Consider the following 15,158-nt stretch of genomic DNA (forward strand, 5'->3'; position numbering starts at 1 on the left):
ATCATTTGGCATCGTTATTATCCGTAAAAATTCCTTGAACTAATTTGGCGTATTCTTCAACTTCCGGATTTGCACTTCCCGGGAAGAAACCTTTGCTGGTGTATTTATCTTTTCCTTCACATTTCTTGACAACTGGCAAATGGAATACCCGGCCATTGGCAAGCTCTACCTTATACTTACCTGTAGTCAATTCATGTTCTATTTCCAACTCACCCTTCGCATTGAGTATCCCTTTCATTTTTTCTACACCGTCCGCAAATAAAACATAAGGCATACCGGCAAAACCTCCGCCCCCATGAGCCGATTGTCCCACCTTCAATTTCAAAGGAATTTTAGGTATTGTTTTCGGCCATGATGGATGGTTGTAATTCATACTGGCAGGACCTGTCACCTCCAACGGCGCCTTCACCCTAACCAGCTTCGGACTCCCGATCTCAATTTCTCCATTCGAGAATTTGATGTATGCGCCTTTACAGGTAATTAAAACTTCCTCTTGCGCTGCAATATTTACTCTGCCCGCACTGCTGGTCAGCACCGCATCCTTCAACGCATTCAGCTGCAACTCGTCATTCTGTGCCTGCACTTCCACTTTGCCCTGATTGGCCTGCACCTTAATACCGCTGCTTTGCGCAAACAGGTTGAGGCTTTCTACCGCATGGGCGGTCAGGCTTTGGCCGGCGCTGATGTCGGTATGGTTGCCGCTGACTAGGTGAATGTTTTCATTGGCGGTGTGCAGTTGGCTTTGTTGGGTTGCGGTAGCGATGCCGGCAGGGGCGGTTTGGATCAAACCGGCCTCTTTCAGGTCTTTGAGGGCGTCTTTCAGACGACCCCTTTGGGTTTCTTCATCGGTGTGGTGGTTGTTGGCGGTTTGGGCGGCTTTGTTCAGGCTTTTGGCGAGGGAGAGTGCCTGTTCGAGTTGGGAAATGGCATCGTCCATATCCAGCACTTTGCCGTTGGCGTCTTGGTTTTGTGCGCTGACGAGTATGCCTTTACCTGCCCGTACCGCACCCCAGCCGTCGGTTCTGAGTTCGAAGCCTTCACCGTTCTCTCCGCGTTTTTCCCGACTTGAGTCGACGATGTGGCCGAGGTTGAGTTGGGATTTCTGATAGTCGGTGGCGAGTTTGATGTGTTCCTGACCTTTTTGGTCTTCCATCCTGAGTTTGTTGTTCGCCCAGGTACGGATGACGTTCCTTGTGTTCCAGTCGGCAGGGATGTGGTCGGGATGGGCGCTGTCGTGCATGACGCCGGAGATATACGGGCGGTCGGGATTGCCTTGGACGAAGGACAGCATGACTTCGGTGCCTTCGTGTAAGGGGAAGTGGATGCCGTATTCGGGACCGGCATAGGGTTTGGCCAGTCGGACGGGACGGCTTTCGCCGCCGGGACTCCATTCGTCCAAATCAAACGGGAGTTTGACGCGGTAGCGGCCCATGTCGTCGATGTAGGCGTAGGTGCAGTTCTCCGCCGCGGTCACCCGTGCGGGCAGTGTGCCGGCGATATGGGGGCGCGGTGTGGTGCGTTCGGGACGGAAGGCGAGTTGGGCGGGAACGGCGGTAAAGGTGTGGCTGTAAGCGGTATCGCGGCTGCCGCTGTGTTCCATGCTGAGTACCAGCCAGCCGTCGGGTGCTTCGGGGAAGGCGGTATCGGTTTGGAACACTTTCATCGGCGCCATGGAAACGACGTTGCCGCTGCCGTTGGCGACGGTTTGGCGGCAGAGGACGGCTTCGTTCAACAGGGTCGTCTGAACTTTGGCTTCGTCGGGGGTTTTGGGATGGAGGCCCCAGTTTTGCTGTTTGCCCAATAAGACGGTATTGTCGGCAGATTCTTCGGATTGTTTGTTGTCGGTTTCGGCGAAGAGGTCGGTATCGGCAGTGCGGTAGTTGTAGTCGGCACAGCGTATGCCTTCGACGATGGGGTTGTGGCGGATGCTGAGGTTGAACAGTGCTTCGGTACCGGTGCTTTCCAGCCCGGCATGGGGACGGTAGGAAACGGGCAGGCTTTGGTCGCGGAAGTAATGTTCGGGACTGTCGCCGAAGACGACCACGTCGCCATGTTGTTCATGCTGTTCGAAGGCATACCAAATGCCTTCTTCTTCACACAGACGGTTGATAAAAGCGAAGTCGCTTTCGAGATACTGGGTCACATACTCGCGGACGGTGTAGCTGCGGCTTTTTTGGAAACGGTAGTCGACACCGGAGAAGCCGTGGTGTTTGAAGACGGCGGCAACGATGTCGGGGACGGTTTGGTTTTGAAACAGTCGGGAGGATTGGAAATGTTTTAAAGCCGCGAAACGCGGCTCTAAAACAAAGCGGTAAACGGTTTCATCCTTGGATACCGACAGCTTCTCGCATGAAGTGATAATGCCCTGCCATTGCTTCGCCGGAGGGTCGTCTGAAGCAGACCCGAATGCACTGACTACTTCGGACAATACGGCCTCCTGCGGACGGATTTCAAATGCTGCGCGCTGGTTGAGGTAGGAAGACAGCGGCAGGGAGGAATCGGCGGAGGTGGCGGTGATTTCGACGCGGTAGGCGGTGTTGGCGGCTTCGGAGGCGGTGAAGGATTTGACGGAGAGGGAGGGGGAGAATCGGGCGAAGGTGAGGTGGTAGGATTGGCGGGCAGTCATGATAACACTAGGATGAATTTATGATGAACGCCGAGAATATACCATAACCATAATGACAAATATATTTGTTAAGATGAATGGCATAAATTTCACCTAAACGGCAAGAAAAATACCATGCCGTTAAATTCCCTCCATGTATACACGTATACATGTATACAGTTATAATTCAAAGCTGTACTGTATCTCAGACCCATTCCATGAAAAAAATCCTCGTTACCGGCGGCGCTGGCTTTATCGGCTCGGCAGTTGTCCGCCACATCATCCAAAATACCCAAGATTCCGTCATCAATCTCGACAAATTAACTTACGCGGGCAATCTAGAATCACTGACCGACGTAGCCGACAGTCCCCGTTACGCTTTTGAGCAAGTGGACATTTGCGATCGTGCCGAACTTGACCGCGTGTTTGCACAACACCAGCCCGATGCCGTGATGCACTTGGCAGCAGAAAGCCATGTTGACCGCTCTATCGATTCAGCAGGCGAGTTTATCCAAACCAACATCGTCGGCACATTCAACCTGCTGGAAGCTGCGCGTGCCTATTGGCAGCAAATGTCGTCTGAAAAACGCGAAGCTTTCCGTTTTCACCATATTTCCACCGACGAAGTCTATGGTGATTTGCACGGTACGGACGATTTGTTTACCGAAACTACGCCCTACGCCCCGTCCAGCCCCTATTCCGCTTCCAAGGCTTCCAGCGACCATCTCGTGCGTGCATGGCTGCGCACTTACGGCCTGCCGACCATCGTAACCAACTGTTCGAACAACTACGGTCCGTACCACTTCCCTGAAAAACTCATTCCATTGATGATTCTGAACGCGCTCGACGGCAAGCCCCTGCCCGTGTACGGCGACGGGATGCAAATCCGCGACTGGCTGTTTGTCGAAGACCACGCCCGCGCGCTGTATCAGGTTGTTACCGAAGGCGTTGTCGGAGAAACCTATAATATCGGCGGGCACAATGAAAAAGCCAATATCGAAGTGGTCAAAACCATCTGTGCACTGCTGGAAGAACTCGTTCCCGAAAAACCAGCCGGTGTGGCGCGCTACGAAGATTTGATTACCTTCGTGCAAGACCGCCCCGGCCATGACGTGCGCTACGCCATCGACGCCGCCAAAATCGGCAGGGAACTGGGCTGGAAACCGCAGGAAACATTCGAATCCGGTATCCGCAAAACGGTGCAATGGTATTTGAACAACAAAACCTGGTGGCAAAATGTATTGAACGGCAGCTACCGTCTGGAACGTCTGGGCAAGCTTTAAACCATACCTGCCCTACATTGCAAACAACAGGCATCATCGAAAAAGGTATTTCCATGCATTCTCTGTCCCGCATAGTCTTATCAGCAACTTTGACCTCAGCCTTGTTCGTCTCTATGCCGGTTCTGGCAAAAGAAACGCGACATCATGCCACACAAACGACTGTTAAAAAGATGACAAAAGCCGATGGCAGCACTATTGAGCGGGCAGTTGTCATCATTGAAGACGACACTATGCGCGGCATTGGCGCCGAAAACCGCTGGATTGCAGAAAATATGCTGGGATACCGCAAAGTCGGACAAGCCCTGTTGCAGCAAAACGGCGGCGTCTATGACCGTATTGATGTGCAAAATGAAGCAGGCGACATCCGTTCCGTTTACTTCGATATCAAAAGCTTCTTCGGCATGGTAAATGGCAAGCCCCTTTAAAACCGAAGGTCGTCTGAAAACATTAGCCATGCACAAACTATGTTTTCAGACGACCTTAAAATCCATTTCACACATTTTGCTGATTTCAACAATCAGACCAACAAAGGACCCCCATGAAAGGCATCATCCTTGCCGGCGGCAGCGGCACGCGCCTCTACCCCATCACGCGCGGCGTATCCAAACAGCTCCTGCCCGTGTACGACAAACCCATGATCTACTATCCCCTGTCCGTATTAATGCTGGCAGGAATACGCGAAATCTTGGTCATTACCACCCCCGAAGACAATCCCTCTTTCAGACGACTACTCGGCGACGGCAGCGATTTCGGCATCTCCATCAGCTACGCCGAACAACCCAGCCCCGACGGCTTGGCGCAAGCATTCATCATCGGCGAAGAGTTTATCGGCAACGACAACGTCTGCCTGGTCTTGGGCGACAATATTTTCTACGGCCAGTCGTTTACCCAAACCCTGAAACAAGCTGCCTCCAAAAAACACGGCGCCACCGTGTTCGGCTACCAAGTCAAAGACCCCGAACGTTTCGGCGTCGTCGAATTTGACGAAAACTTCAATGCCTTATCCATCGAAGAAAAACCGAAACAGCCAAAATCCGACTGGGCGGTAACAGGCTTATATTTCTACGACAACCGCGTCGTAGAATTTGCCAAGCAAGTCAAACCCTCCGCACGCGGCGAACTCGAAATCAGCACGCTCAACCAAATGTATCTTGACGACGGTTCATTGTCCGTCCAGCTTTTAGGACGCGGCTTTGCATGGTTGGACACCGGCACGCACGAAAGCCTGCACGAAGCCGCCTCATTCGTCCAAACCGTGCAAAACATCCAAGACCTGCAAGTCGCCTGCCTCGAAGAAATCGCCTGGCGCAACGGCTGGCTTTCAGACGAGCGTTTGGAAGAACTCGCCCGCCCGATGGCAAAAAACCAATACGGTCAATATCTCTTACGCTTGTTGGCAGGCATAAACCGCTAAGCTCAAATCTATTGTATTCATAACATCAAGCGTAGTTTTTCTTGATTCGTTCAAGTGGAATTGAAAATATGAAAATCATTGATACCACCATTCCCGAAGTCAAACTTTTAGAACCGCAAGTCTTCGGCGACGCGCGCGGCTTCTTCATGGAAACCTTCCGTGATGAATGGTTTAAGGCCAACGTCTGCGACCGCACCTTCGTGCAGGAAAACCATTCCAAATCAGGCAAAGGCGTATTGCGCGGCCTGCATTACCAAACCGAAAACACGCAAGGCAAACTCGTCCGCGTCGTTGTCGGCGAAGTGTTTGACGTTGCCGTCGATATGCGTAAAGACTCGCCGACTTTCGGCAAATGGGCAGGTGAAATCCTGTCGGCTGAAAACAAACGCCAACTGTGGGTACCCGAAGGTTTCGCACACGGCTTTTACGTTTTGAGCGATGAAGCCGAATTCGTTTACAAATGCACGGACTATTACAACCCGAAAGCCGAACATTCGCTGATTTGGAACGACCCGACCGTCGGCATCGAATGGCCGCTGCAAGGCGAACCCAACCTGTCGCCCAAAGACTTGGCAGGTAAAATCTTGGCAGAAGCCGCAACCTTTTAAGGTCGTCTGAAAACGATTGCAGGCGGTTATCCCATTTGCCCTTATGCGGCAGAATCAGGATAATGCGCCTGCATCGATTATTCTCAAACCCAAACGGCAAACACCATGAATTTTTACGATTTACTGATTTCTCCGTTCGCAGAGTTCGATTTCATGCGTTATGCGCTGGCATCGATATTCTGTTTGGCACTCAGTGCCGCACCTGTCGGCGTTTTCCTCGTGATGCGCCGCATGAGCCTGGTTGGAGACGCATTAAGTCATGCCGTATTGCCCGGCGCCGCGATAGGCTATATTTTCGCCGGTTTGAGCCTGCCGGCAATGAGCATAGGCGGCTTTGTTGCCGGCATGCTGATGGCTCTTTTGGCAGGATTGGTCAGCCGTTTTACCACTTTGAAAGAGGATGCCAACTTTGCCGCATTTTATTTGAGCAGTCTGGCAATCGGCGTCATCCTGGTCAGCAAACAAAAGGACGGCAGCGTAGACTTACTGCATTTGCTGTTCGGTTCCGTCTTGGCAGTGGACATCCCCGCATTACAACTGATTGCCATCGCCGCCAGCATAACGATTACCGCTTTGGCAATCATCTACCGCCCCTTAGTCTTGGAAAGCATAGACCCTCTGTTCCTAAAAGCCGTTGGCGGGAAAGGCGGCTTTTGGCATGTCGTGTTTCTGGTGTTGGTGGTTATGAACTTGGTTGCCGGCTTTCAAGCACTCGGCACGCTGATGTCGGTCGGGCTGATGATGTTGCCCGCCATTACCGCCCGCTTGTGGGCAAAAAATATGGGGATGTTGATTTTATTGTCAGTCTTGCTGGCACTCTCCTGCGGCTTTGCGGGCCTGCTGTTTTCGTATCACGTCGAAATACCGTCCGGACCCGCCATTATTTTGTGTTGCGGCGTCTTATACACCCTGTCCGTCATCTTCGGCAGCGAAGGCGGCATATTGACCAAATGGATACGCGGCAAAAAACACCGCACTGCTTGACGGCAAGCCATACTCTCCAAACCAATCAACCCGTCAATCCATTGTTCCTGACTCGGTTTCATTGCCCAACTGAAACAAAAGGTCGTCTGAAAACCATCCCCTCGGTTTTCAGACGACCTTTTGCCATGAATCACACTCCAACGCCTTTATTCTCCGATTCCGGTAGAAAATTCGATTATTCCCGTCCCAGCCTTGAATTTCATGTAAAAAATAGTAATAATAAGCCCTTTTCCAGCAGACCATACTGCCCGACCAACTCCCCTCAAGAAAGCACGAAATATGGCGTTAATCGTACATAAATACGGCGGCACATCAGTAGGCTCGCCCGAACGCATTAAAAACGTAGCCAAACGTGTCGCTAAAGCCCGCGCTGAAGGACACGACATCGTTGTCGTCGTATCCGCCATGAGCGGCGAAACCAACCGCCTGGTTGCGCTGGCGCACGAAATGCAGGAGCATCCCGATCCGCGCGAACTGGACGTAGTCTTGTCCACCGGCGAACAAGTGACCATCGGCCTTTTGGCAATGGCATTGAAAGACATCGGCGTGGATGCCAAGAGCTACACCGGCTGGCAGGTCGCCCTCAAAACCGATACTTCCCACACCAAAGCCCGCATCGAAAGCATCGATGACGAAAAAATGCGCGCCGACCTCGCCGAGGGCAAAGTCGTCATCGTCGCCGGTTTTCAAGGTATCAGCAGCGAAGGCGATATTTCCACGCTCGGACGCGGCGGTTCCGACACCTCCGCCGTTGCTCTCGCCGCAGCCCTCAAAGCGGACGAATGCCAAATCTATACCGACGTAGACGGCGTTTACACCACCGACCCCCGCGTCGTGCCTGAAGCGCGCCGCATGGATACGGTTACATTTGAAGAAATGATCGAACTGGCAAGCCTCGGTTCGAAAGTTTTGCAAATCCGTTCAGTAGAATTCGCCGGAAAATACAAAGTGCGCCTGCGCGTACTGAGCAGCCTGCAAGACGGCGGCAACGGCACCTTAATTACCTTTGAAGAGGACGACAACATGGAAAGAGCTGCCGTAACCGGTATCGCATTCGATAAAAACCAAGCCCGCATCAACGTGCGCGGCGTACCCGACAAACCCGGCGTCGCCTATCAGATTTTAGGCGCGGTTGCCGATGCCAACATCGAAGTGGACATGATCATCCAAAATGTCGGCAGCGAAGGCACTACCGATTTCTCCTTCACCGTACCGCGCGGCGAGTACAAACAAACCATCGAAATCCTGACCAAGCTGCAAGACAGCATCGGCGCAGCCGCCATCGACGGCGACGATACCGTGTGCAAAGTCTCCGCAGTCGGCTTGGGCATGCGTTCGCACGTCGGCGTTGCCGCCAAAATCTTCCGCACCCTCGCTGAAGAAGGCATCAACATCCAAATGATTTCCACCTCAGAAATCAAAGTTTCCGTCTTGATTGACGAGAAATACATGGAACTCGCCACCCGCGTCCTGCATAAAGCGTTTGATTTGGGTTAATTAGGTTATATGCTTGAAAGGTCGTCTGAAATTTTATTTTCAGACGACCTTTTTTATGAGAAAACCGTAGGTTGGAATCTATATCCGATAATATCTCCTTAGCTGTTTCTAAAGCATTTCTCCTTTAAATTTTCTATATCTATGTCCGGCAGTCAGGTTTGCTCCAAAGTCGTCTGAAAATAAGAAACCTTTTTTACCACCGTCAGACTAACAGATTATCAACACAATATTTAAGGAGCTTTATGACTGCTTTCATCCGCTTCGTTTCAGTGTTGCTGACCGCATCCGCATTGACCGCCTGCGTAAGCGCCGCTGCCAAACCCGTTGCAGGAAAACGCGTCGCGGTGCAGTCTTCCAAAGGCAAGGTCATGCCACCTGCTGATTATGCCAAAATGATTAACGACTTCCCCGATCCTAACCCGAAACTGCTGGAGCCGATCCCCATTTCAAATGTGAAATCGCCATACGGACGGGCGGATTTGGTTAAATTTTTCGAAATCGTTTTACAGTCTCATTCGGAATTGATGACGGCACAAGATGAATTTAACTGGGCCGGAGAAAATTCGACACATTCTCCAGAATTTTTTGAAGCTGCAAAAAAGCTGGCTGATGAGTGGAAAAAAGTTACCGGAAGATTTTTGGATGCTGATTTCCGCGATCCTGAAATTAAAGCAGTGGTCAACCGGAGGGTCGAAATCAATATATTGGCAAGTCATGTTTTGGAATATTTGATAAAACATCAAAAAACCTTGATGGGTAAAGGAGAAAAAAAACCTGAAATAAACCAATTGGATGTCATGGCTTTTCTAGAAAAACGAAATAAAGCTCAAGAAGGAGTTAAGAAAAGCAATGCAGAAATATTGAAAGCCGTCCGTGCATTAAAGAAAAAATATTCCCTATAATCCCCCCAAAAGGTCGTCTGAAAACGCTACCGAAGCCGTTTCAGACGACCTTTTTGCAAACTGATTGATAACATATTAAAACCATATCCCAAGCCTGCCGAAATATGCCATAATAGCCACGCAGCGCGCTTTTGCGCCGCATTCGAAAAGAAAAACCTAACCTACAAGAGAATATCCCATGACTAGCAAAGCCACCATTATCTACACCCATACCGACGAAGCCCCCGCGCTGGCGACCCAATCCCTGCTGCCGATTGTGCAGGCGTTTACCCGCCATGCCGGTATCGAAGTCAAAACCAGCGATATTTCCCTGTCCGGCCGCATTCTGGCGGCGTTCCCCGAATATCTGACCGAAGCGCAGCGCGTACCCGACGCGCTTGCCGAGTTGGGTGAACTGGTGAAACAGCCCGACGCCAACGTGATCAAACTGCCGAACATCAGCGCGTCCGTACCGCAACTGACCGCCGCGATTAAAGAATTGCAGGCAAAAGGCTTTGCCGTCCCCGACTATCCCGCCGACCCGCAAACCGATGAAGAAAAAGCCGTGCGCGAACGTTACGACCGTATCAAAGGCAGCGCGGTCAACCCCGTTTTGCGCGAAGGCAACTCCGACCGCCGCGCGCCTAAAGCGGTGAAAAACTTTGCGAAAAAAAATCCGCACAGCATGGGCGAATGGACCAAAGATTCCAAAACCCACGTTGCCACCATGCAAAGCGGCGACTTTTTCCATAACGAACAATCTGTTACCGTACCCGATGCAACTTCCGTATCCATCGTGTTTACCGACAAACAAGGCAACAAAAAAGAGTTGCGCGAGCCCGTCGCCCTGAAAGCCGGCGAAATCATCGATGCGACCGTGATGAGCAAAAAAGCCCTGCTCGCCTTCCTTGCCGAGCAAGTAAAAGACGCGAAGGCAAAAGGCGTCTTGTTCTCGCTGCACATGAAAGCCACCATGATGAAAGTGTCCGACCCGATTATCTTCGGACACGCCGTCAAAGTATTCTTCGCGCCTGTTTTTGAAAAATTCGGCGACAAACTGGCTGCCGCCGGCGTCAACGTCAACAACGGCTTCGGCAACCTGCTTGCCAATCTGGACAAACTGGATGCTGACACCCGCGCTGCCGTCGAAGCCGAAATCGCCGCCGTTTACGCCGCCAGCCCCGATTTGGCGATGGTCAATTCCGACAAAGGCATTACCAACCTGCACGTTCCCAGCGACGTCATCGTCGATGCCTCTATGCCTGCGATGATCCGCAACTCCGGCCGCATGTGGGACAAAGACGGCAAAGCGCAAGACACCAAAGCCGTGATTCCCGACAGCAGCTACGCAGGCGTTTATCAAGCAACCATCGACTTCTGCCGCGAACACGGCGCGTTCGATCCGACAACCATGGGTACCGTGCCCAACGTCGGTCTGATGGCGCAAGCAGCCGAAGAATACGGCTCGCACAATAAAACCTTCGAAATCGAAGCCGACGGTCAAGTTCAAGTCATCGATGCGGCGGGCAAAGTCCTGATGCAGCACGACGTTGAAGCTGGCGACATCTGGCGCATGTGCCAAACCAAAGACGCGCCCGTCAAAGACTGGGTACAACTCGCCGTCAACCGCGCCCGCCTGAGCAACACGCCCGCCGTGTTCTGGCTCGACGAAAACCGTCCGCACGATAAAAGCCTGCTTGCCAAAGTCAAAGCCTACCTTGCCGAATTGGATACCAACGGCCTCGACATCCGCGTCCTCGCCCCCGAAGAAGCCGCCAAGTTCAGCCTGGGTCGTCTGAAAAACGGCGAAGACACCATTTCCGTAACCGGCAACGTCTTGCGCGATTATCTGACCGACCTGTTCCCGATTTTGGAACTCGGCACCAGCGCGAAAATGCTGTCCATCGTTCCATTGATGAACGGCGGCGGTATGTTTGAAACCGGCGCGGGCGGCTCCGCACCGAAACACGTCCAACAGTTCCTCGAAGAAAACCACCTGCGCTGGGACTCTTTGGGCGAATTCCTCGCGCTCGCCGTATCGTTTGAACATCTGGCGCAAAAAACCGGCAACACCAAAGCCCAAGTCCTCGCCGATACACTGGATGCCGCCACCGAAAAACTGCTTCTGAACGACAAATCGCCCAAACGCAAAGCGGGCGAACTAGACAACCGCGGCAGCCATTTCTACCTCACCCTCTACTGGGCGCAAGAGTTGGCAGCGCAGGATAAAGACGCAGAGTTGAAAGCAGCGTTTGCGCCGCTGGCCAAATCGTTGGCGGAAAACGAAGCCAAAATCGTTGCCGAGCTTTCCGCCGCACAAGGCAAAGCAGCCGACATCGGCGGCTACTACACCCCCGACGCAGCAAAAGCCGCCCAAGCCATGCGCCCGAGCGAAACGCTCAATCAGGCATTGGCAAAGCTGTAAAAGTATTACGGTAAGGCTGTAAACATGAAAGGTCGTCTGAAAACCTGTATTTAAAGGTTTTCAGACGACCTTTTTAATTAACTTTAAACCAGTACGGCGTTGCCTCGCCTTAGCTCAAAGAGAACGATTCTCTAAGGTGCTGAAGCACCAAATGAATCGGTTCCGTACTATCTGTACTGTCTGCAGCTTCGTCGCCTTGTCCTGATTTAAATTTAATCCACTATATTGCGGCACATTTGAAACAGTACAAAAAACTAAAGACCGTCCGAGAAACGGGCGGTCTTAGATATTGTGAGGAATTTCAGCATTATTCCTTAACGTGCTTTCGGTGTAGTCGGTGCAACTGGTTTTCCAGTGAACGAAGCACGTTTTGCGGCTTGAAAGATAGCCAATCGTCTACGATGTTGCATCATTATTTCCTTTCTTTTTCTATTATTTGGATTATTCCCGGTTCTATAAACCGGATGCCCTATCTATACCATTTATTTTTTCAAATAAAATATAGTACAGTTATTGTGAGATGCTATGGAGGACATCATAAATGCTTTATCCGTTGATGAACAGAGGATTTTTGTAAATTTATGATTTTATTCTTTAATCGGAAAATAAAGACGGACTGACCTGATTTGCCACAGCCAGTCCGCCTTTATATAGTAGATTAACTTTAAACCAGTACGGCGTTGCCTCTCCTTAGCTCAAAGAGAACGATTCTCTAAGGTGCTGAAGCACCAAGTGAATCGGTTCCGTACTATCTGTACTGTCTGCGGCTTCATCGCCTTGTCCTGATTTAAAGTTAATCCACTATATTATTCCGTCAATAAATTTAATGCTTCCCGATATTTATCAACTGTTTTCTGAATAACATCACTAGGGACGTCCGGTGCCGGAGCTTTTTTGTTCCAACCGCTTTGCTCCAACCAATCCCGAACAAATTGCTTGTCAAAAGACGGCGGATTAGTGCCGACTTGATATTGGTCAGCCGGCCAAAAGCGGCTGGAATCGGGCGTCAGTACTTCATCCATCAGGGTTAATGTACCGTTTTCATCCAGCCCGAATTCAAATTTGGTATCGCATATGATGATACCGCGTGATTTTGCATATTCTGCGGCTTCCGTATAAAGCTGAATGGCTTTAGCGCGCACTTCAGCCGCCAACTCTTTACCGATAATGCGTTCGCATTCTTCAAAACTGATGTTTTCATCATGATCACCGACGGCAGCCTTGGTGGACGGGGTAAAAATCACTTCCGGAAGCTGCTGCGCTTCTTTCATCCCTTCGGGAAGTTTGATGCCGCAGACAGAACCGTTTTTTTGGTAATCTTTCCACCCGCTACCTGCCAAATAACCGCGCACAATCGCCTCTACTTTGACAGGAGTCAGTTTCTTGGCAACAACCGCGCGTTTCTCGATGGCTTTGGCTTCATGTTCAGGCAACACGTCATAAACCGTATCGCCGGTAAAATGATTGGGCATGATATGCGCCAGTTTTTGAAACCAGAAATTGGAAATCTGCGTCAGAATTTCTCCTTTACCCGGAATCGGATTGTCTAAAATCACGTCAAATGCAGACAGTCGGTCGGATGCGACCATCAACATGCGTTTGCTGTCGATTTCGTATAAATCGCGTACTTTTCCGGAGTAAATCTTTTTCAAGCTGATTTCGGACATTTCAGGTTTCTCCCTTCGCTGACTCGGTTTAAACAGGATTCCGTTATTTTATCCGAATTTGGATTTTTGGGTCAGATTGTTTACAAAATAGGTCGTCTGAAAACGTTTTGCACGGATGCAGACGCTTTCAGACGACCTTATTAATCCTAAGTATAGCTAATCAGAGATTAGATGCTAGGAACTTGGGTTTGTTGTTGGATGCTGTTTACAGCTGACAGAGAGTAGTAATCGCCATGACCGGTTACTTCGTAAGTGCTGCCATCGGCAAACTTGAAGTTTTCGATCTTATGGTTGTTACCGGAGAACCAGTCGTCAATGGTAACAGTGTCACCGCCGCCGACAGATACGGTCAGGCTGTTGCCTGTTTTGCTCAGCAACACGTCGGAAGCAGAAATACCTTTGCCGAATTGCAGGGTATCGTTACCGCTTTCGTCTTGGATGGTGTCGCGACCGTAACCTTTATCGAAGAAGTAGGTATCGTCGCCGGTACCGCCGATCAGGACATCGTTGCCAATGCCGCCGTCAAGGTAGTCGTTACCGTCTTTACCAACCAGGCAGTCATCGCCTGCCAAGCCGTACAGGTGGTTGTTGCCGGAGTTGCCGTTGATGTCGTTGTTCAGAGCGTTACCGGTACCGTTGATGTTGCCGGAACCTTGCAAGAACAGGTGTTCAACGTTGTCGGTCAGGGTGTAGTCGATTACGCTGCGAACGGTATCGATACCGCCATTAGCATTACCGTATTCGATAACTTGGTCACCTTTGTGGTCAACAAAGTAAACGTCGTTACCGTCGCCACCGCGCATGATGTCAGCGTCAGCACCACCGTTCAGGTAGTCATTGCCGTCACCGCCTTGCAGGTAGTCTTTACCACCTTGACCGTACAGGGAGTCACCGTTGTTGTCACCTTGCAGTGTGTCGTTACCGTCACCACCGTAAATCACGTCAGCACCGTCGCCACCGTAGATAACGTCATCACCGCCTGTACCGTAAATGGTATCTTTCTTATCAGTACCTACGGTTTTGGTCAGACCGTCTTTATCTTTGGTTGAACCATCGACATGGATGATGTTACCCGGATTTTTGTCGTCATGGCCGTAAGTATTTTGTTGGTTTTGGTCATCAACGCAATCTTTGCAGTCTTTGTCGTTAGGTTTAGGCTGCGGTTTTGGTTGTGGTTTAGGTTGCGGTTGGGGTTGGGGTTGGGGTTTAGGCTGCGGCTGAGGTTGTGGCTGCGGCTTAGGTTGGGGTTGTGGGTGGGGGTGGGGTTGAGGTTGTGGTTTTGGCTCAACCGGTGGGCAGTAAGGATCAACATGCTTCGGAGGAACCGGTTTTGGAGCCGGTTTAGGGTAATAAGGTTTACCCGGGTTGCAGTTGAAATCGATGATGATGCATTTGTACGCAGGTTTCGGCGGAGGGCAGTAGGCGCCATGACCGAATTTGCCGTGAGGCATTTTGAAACCGTGTGAAGAACCGTAGTTATGGAAACCGCCTTTGTAACCGAAACCGCCATGGCTCGGTGGGCAGTAAGGATTGTACGGTTTGACCGGAGGGCAATATGCGTTGAAGTGGCCTTTGGATGAGTAGCCGCCATAATGATAAGTCATAATAAATCACTCCCAGAATATAATTAAGAAGCATAGGCCTTTTGACAAAAATACAGACCAGCCAAACTGCCTACATTGTTATTTTAGTGATATTTCGCAGAAAACTTACATTCTCGTCGCTAACGGTAAAAATTTTGGATAAATGGAAATTTATTTTTCCATGATAATGAACAATATTACATTGGAAACC

General features: G+C 50.8%; 11 protein-coding genes. 8 read left to right on the plus strand and 3 right to left on the minus strand.

From position 1 onward, the window contains the following. Position 1: 1 nt before the first annotated feature. A complete protein-coding gene (locus H3L95_RS06855) occupies positions 2–2,626 on the minus strand; it encodes a type VI secretion system Vgr family protein (RefSeq protein ID WP_182096241.1) in 2,625 nt (874 codons plus the stop codon). 197 nt (positions 2,627–2,823) lie between these two features. Here H3L95_RS06855 and rffG point away from each other — a divergent pair, with 197 nt between their 5' ends. The 8 genes from rffG to H3L95_RS06895 all read left to right on the plus strand — a co-directional run bounded on the left by rffG (position 2,824) and on the right by H3L95_RS06895 (position 11,697). Then, positions 2,824–3,888, plus strand: a complete 1,065-nt coding sequence (gene rffG / locus H3L95_RS06860) for a dTDP-glucose 4,6-dehydratase (RefSeq protein ID WP_003761472.1) — start codon at positions 2,824–2,826, stop codon at positions 3,886–3,888. Between the two features lie 170 nt (positions 3,889–4,058). Beyond that, positions 4,059–4,313: an adenosylhomocysteinase gene (locus H3L95_RS06865; RefSeq protein ID WP_241429755.1), complete on the plus strand. Its 255-nt coding sequence runs from the start codon at positions 4,059–4,061 to the stop codon at positions 4,311–4,313. A gap of 113 nt (positions 4,314–4,426) precedes the next feature. Next, positions 4,427–5,302, plus strand: a complete 876-nt coding sequence (rfbA, locus tag H3L95_RS06870; protein WP_003761467.1) for a glucose-1-phosphate thymidylyltransferase RfbA — start codon at positions 4,427–4,429, stop codon at positions 5,300–5,302. Between the two features lie 68 nt (positions 5,303–5,370). Further along, a complete protein-coding gene (gene rfbC, locus H3L95_RS06875; RefSeq protein ID WP_003761465.1) occupies positions 5,371–5,910 on the plus strand; it encodes a dTDP-4-dehydrorhamnose 3,5-epimerase in 540 nt (179 codons plus the stop codon). A gap of 105 nt (positions 5,911–6,015) precedes the next feature. After that, positions 6,016–6,894, plus strand: a complete 879-nt coding sequence (locus H3L95_RS06880; RefSeq protein WP_003761463.1) for a metal ABC transporter permease — start codon at positions 6,016–6,018, stop codon at positions 6,892–6,894. 279 nt (positions 6,895–7,173) lie between these two features. Beyond that, positions 7,174–8,391 (plus strand): aspartate kinase, encoded by a 1,218-nt coding sequence (locus tag H3L95_RS06885; protein ID WP_003761460.1) that lies wholly within the window; start codon positions 7,174–7,176, stop codon positions 8,389–8,391. A gap of 242 nt (positions 8,392–8,633) precedes the next feature. Further along, positions 8,634–9,293: a hypothetical protein gene (locus tag H3L95_RS06890; RefSeq protein ID WP_003761459.1), complete on the plus strand. Its 660-nt coding sequence runs from the start codon at positions 8,634–8,636 to the stop codon at positions 9,291–9,293. Between the two features lie 178 nt (positions 9,294–9,471). Then, positions 9,472–11,697: an NADP-dependent isocitrate dehydrogenase gene (locus H3L95_RS06895; protein WP_182096242.1), complete on the plus strand. Its 2,226-nt coding sequence runs from the start codon at positions 9,472–9,474 to the stop codon at positions 11,695–11,697. An 806-nt stretch (positions 11,698–12,503) separates the two neighbouring features. Here the strand turns inward: H3L95_RS06895 and H3L95_RS06900 are convergent. Both H3L95_RS06900 and H3L95_RS13840 read right to left on the minus strand, forming a co-directional pair. Continuing rightward, positions 12,504–13,364 carry a phosphoribosylaminoimidazolesuccinocarboxamide synthase gene (locus H3L95_RS06900; RefSeq protein ID WP_003761452.1) on the minus strand — a complete coding sequence of 287 codons (861 nt, stop codon included), beginning with the start codon at positions 13,362–13,364 and terminating at the stop codon, positions 12,504–12,506. A gap of 167 nt (positions 13,365–13,531) precedes the next feature. Next, positions 13,532–14,968, minus strand: coding sequence for a calcium-binding protein (locus H3L95_RS13840; RefSeq protein WP_241429754.1), 1,437 nt, complete (start codon positions 14,966–14,968; stop codon positions 13,532–13,534). Between the last annotated feature and the right edge of the window lie 190 nt (positions 14,969–15,158).

Origin of the sequence: Neisseria sicca (assembly GCF_014054945.1) — a bacterium.
Lineage (GTDB): Bacteria > Pseudomonadota > Gammaproteobacteria > Burkholderiales > Neisseriaceae > Neisseria > Neisseria sicca.

Bases quoted from the DNA above. Each gene is read 5' to 3' on its own strand.
- H3L95_RS06885 (WP_003761460.1), top strand. From the start codon at position 7,174: ATGGCGTTAATCGTACATAAATACGGCGGCACATCAGTAGGCTCGCCC.
- rfbA (WP_003761467.1), top strand. From the start codon at position 4,427: ATGAAAGGCATCATCCTTGCCGGCGGCAGCGGCACGCGCCTCTACCCC.
- H3L95_RS06890 (WP_003761459.1), top strand. From the start codon at position 8,634: ATGACTGCTTTCATCCGCTTCGTTTCAGTGTTGCTGACCGCATCCGCA.
- H3L95_RS13840 (WP_241429754.1), bottom strand. From the start codon at position 14,968: ATGACTTATCATTATGGCGGCTACTCATCCAAAGGCCACTTCAACGCA.
- H3L95_RS06855 (WP_182096241.1), bottom strand. From the start codon at position 2,626: ATGACTGCCCGCCAATCCTACCACCTCACCTTCGCCCGATTCTCCCCC.
- H3L95_RS06900 (WP_003761452.1), bottom strand. From the start codon at position 13,364: ATGTCCGAAATCAGCTTGAAAAAGATTTACTCCGGAAAAGTACGCGAT.
- rfbC (WP_003761465.1), top strand. From the start codon at position 5,371: ATGAAAATCATTGATACCACCATTCCCGAAGTCAAACTTTTAGAACCG.
- H3L95_RS06880 (WP_003761463.1), top strand. From the start codon at position 6,016: ATGAATTTTTACGATTTACTGATTTCTCCGTTCGCAGAGTTCGATTTC.
- H3L95_RS06865 (WP_241429755.1), top strand. From the start codon at position 4,059: ATGACAAAAGCCGATGGCAGCACTATTGAGCGGGCAGTTGTCATCATT.
- rffG (WP_003761472.1), top strand. From the start codon at position 2,824: ATGAAAAAAATCCTCGTTACCGGCGGCGCTGGCTTTATCGGCTCGGCA.
- H3L95_RS06895 (WP_182096242.1), top strand. From the start codon at position 9,472: ATGACTAGCAAAGCCACCATTATCTACACCCATACCGACGAAGCCCCC.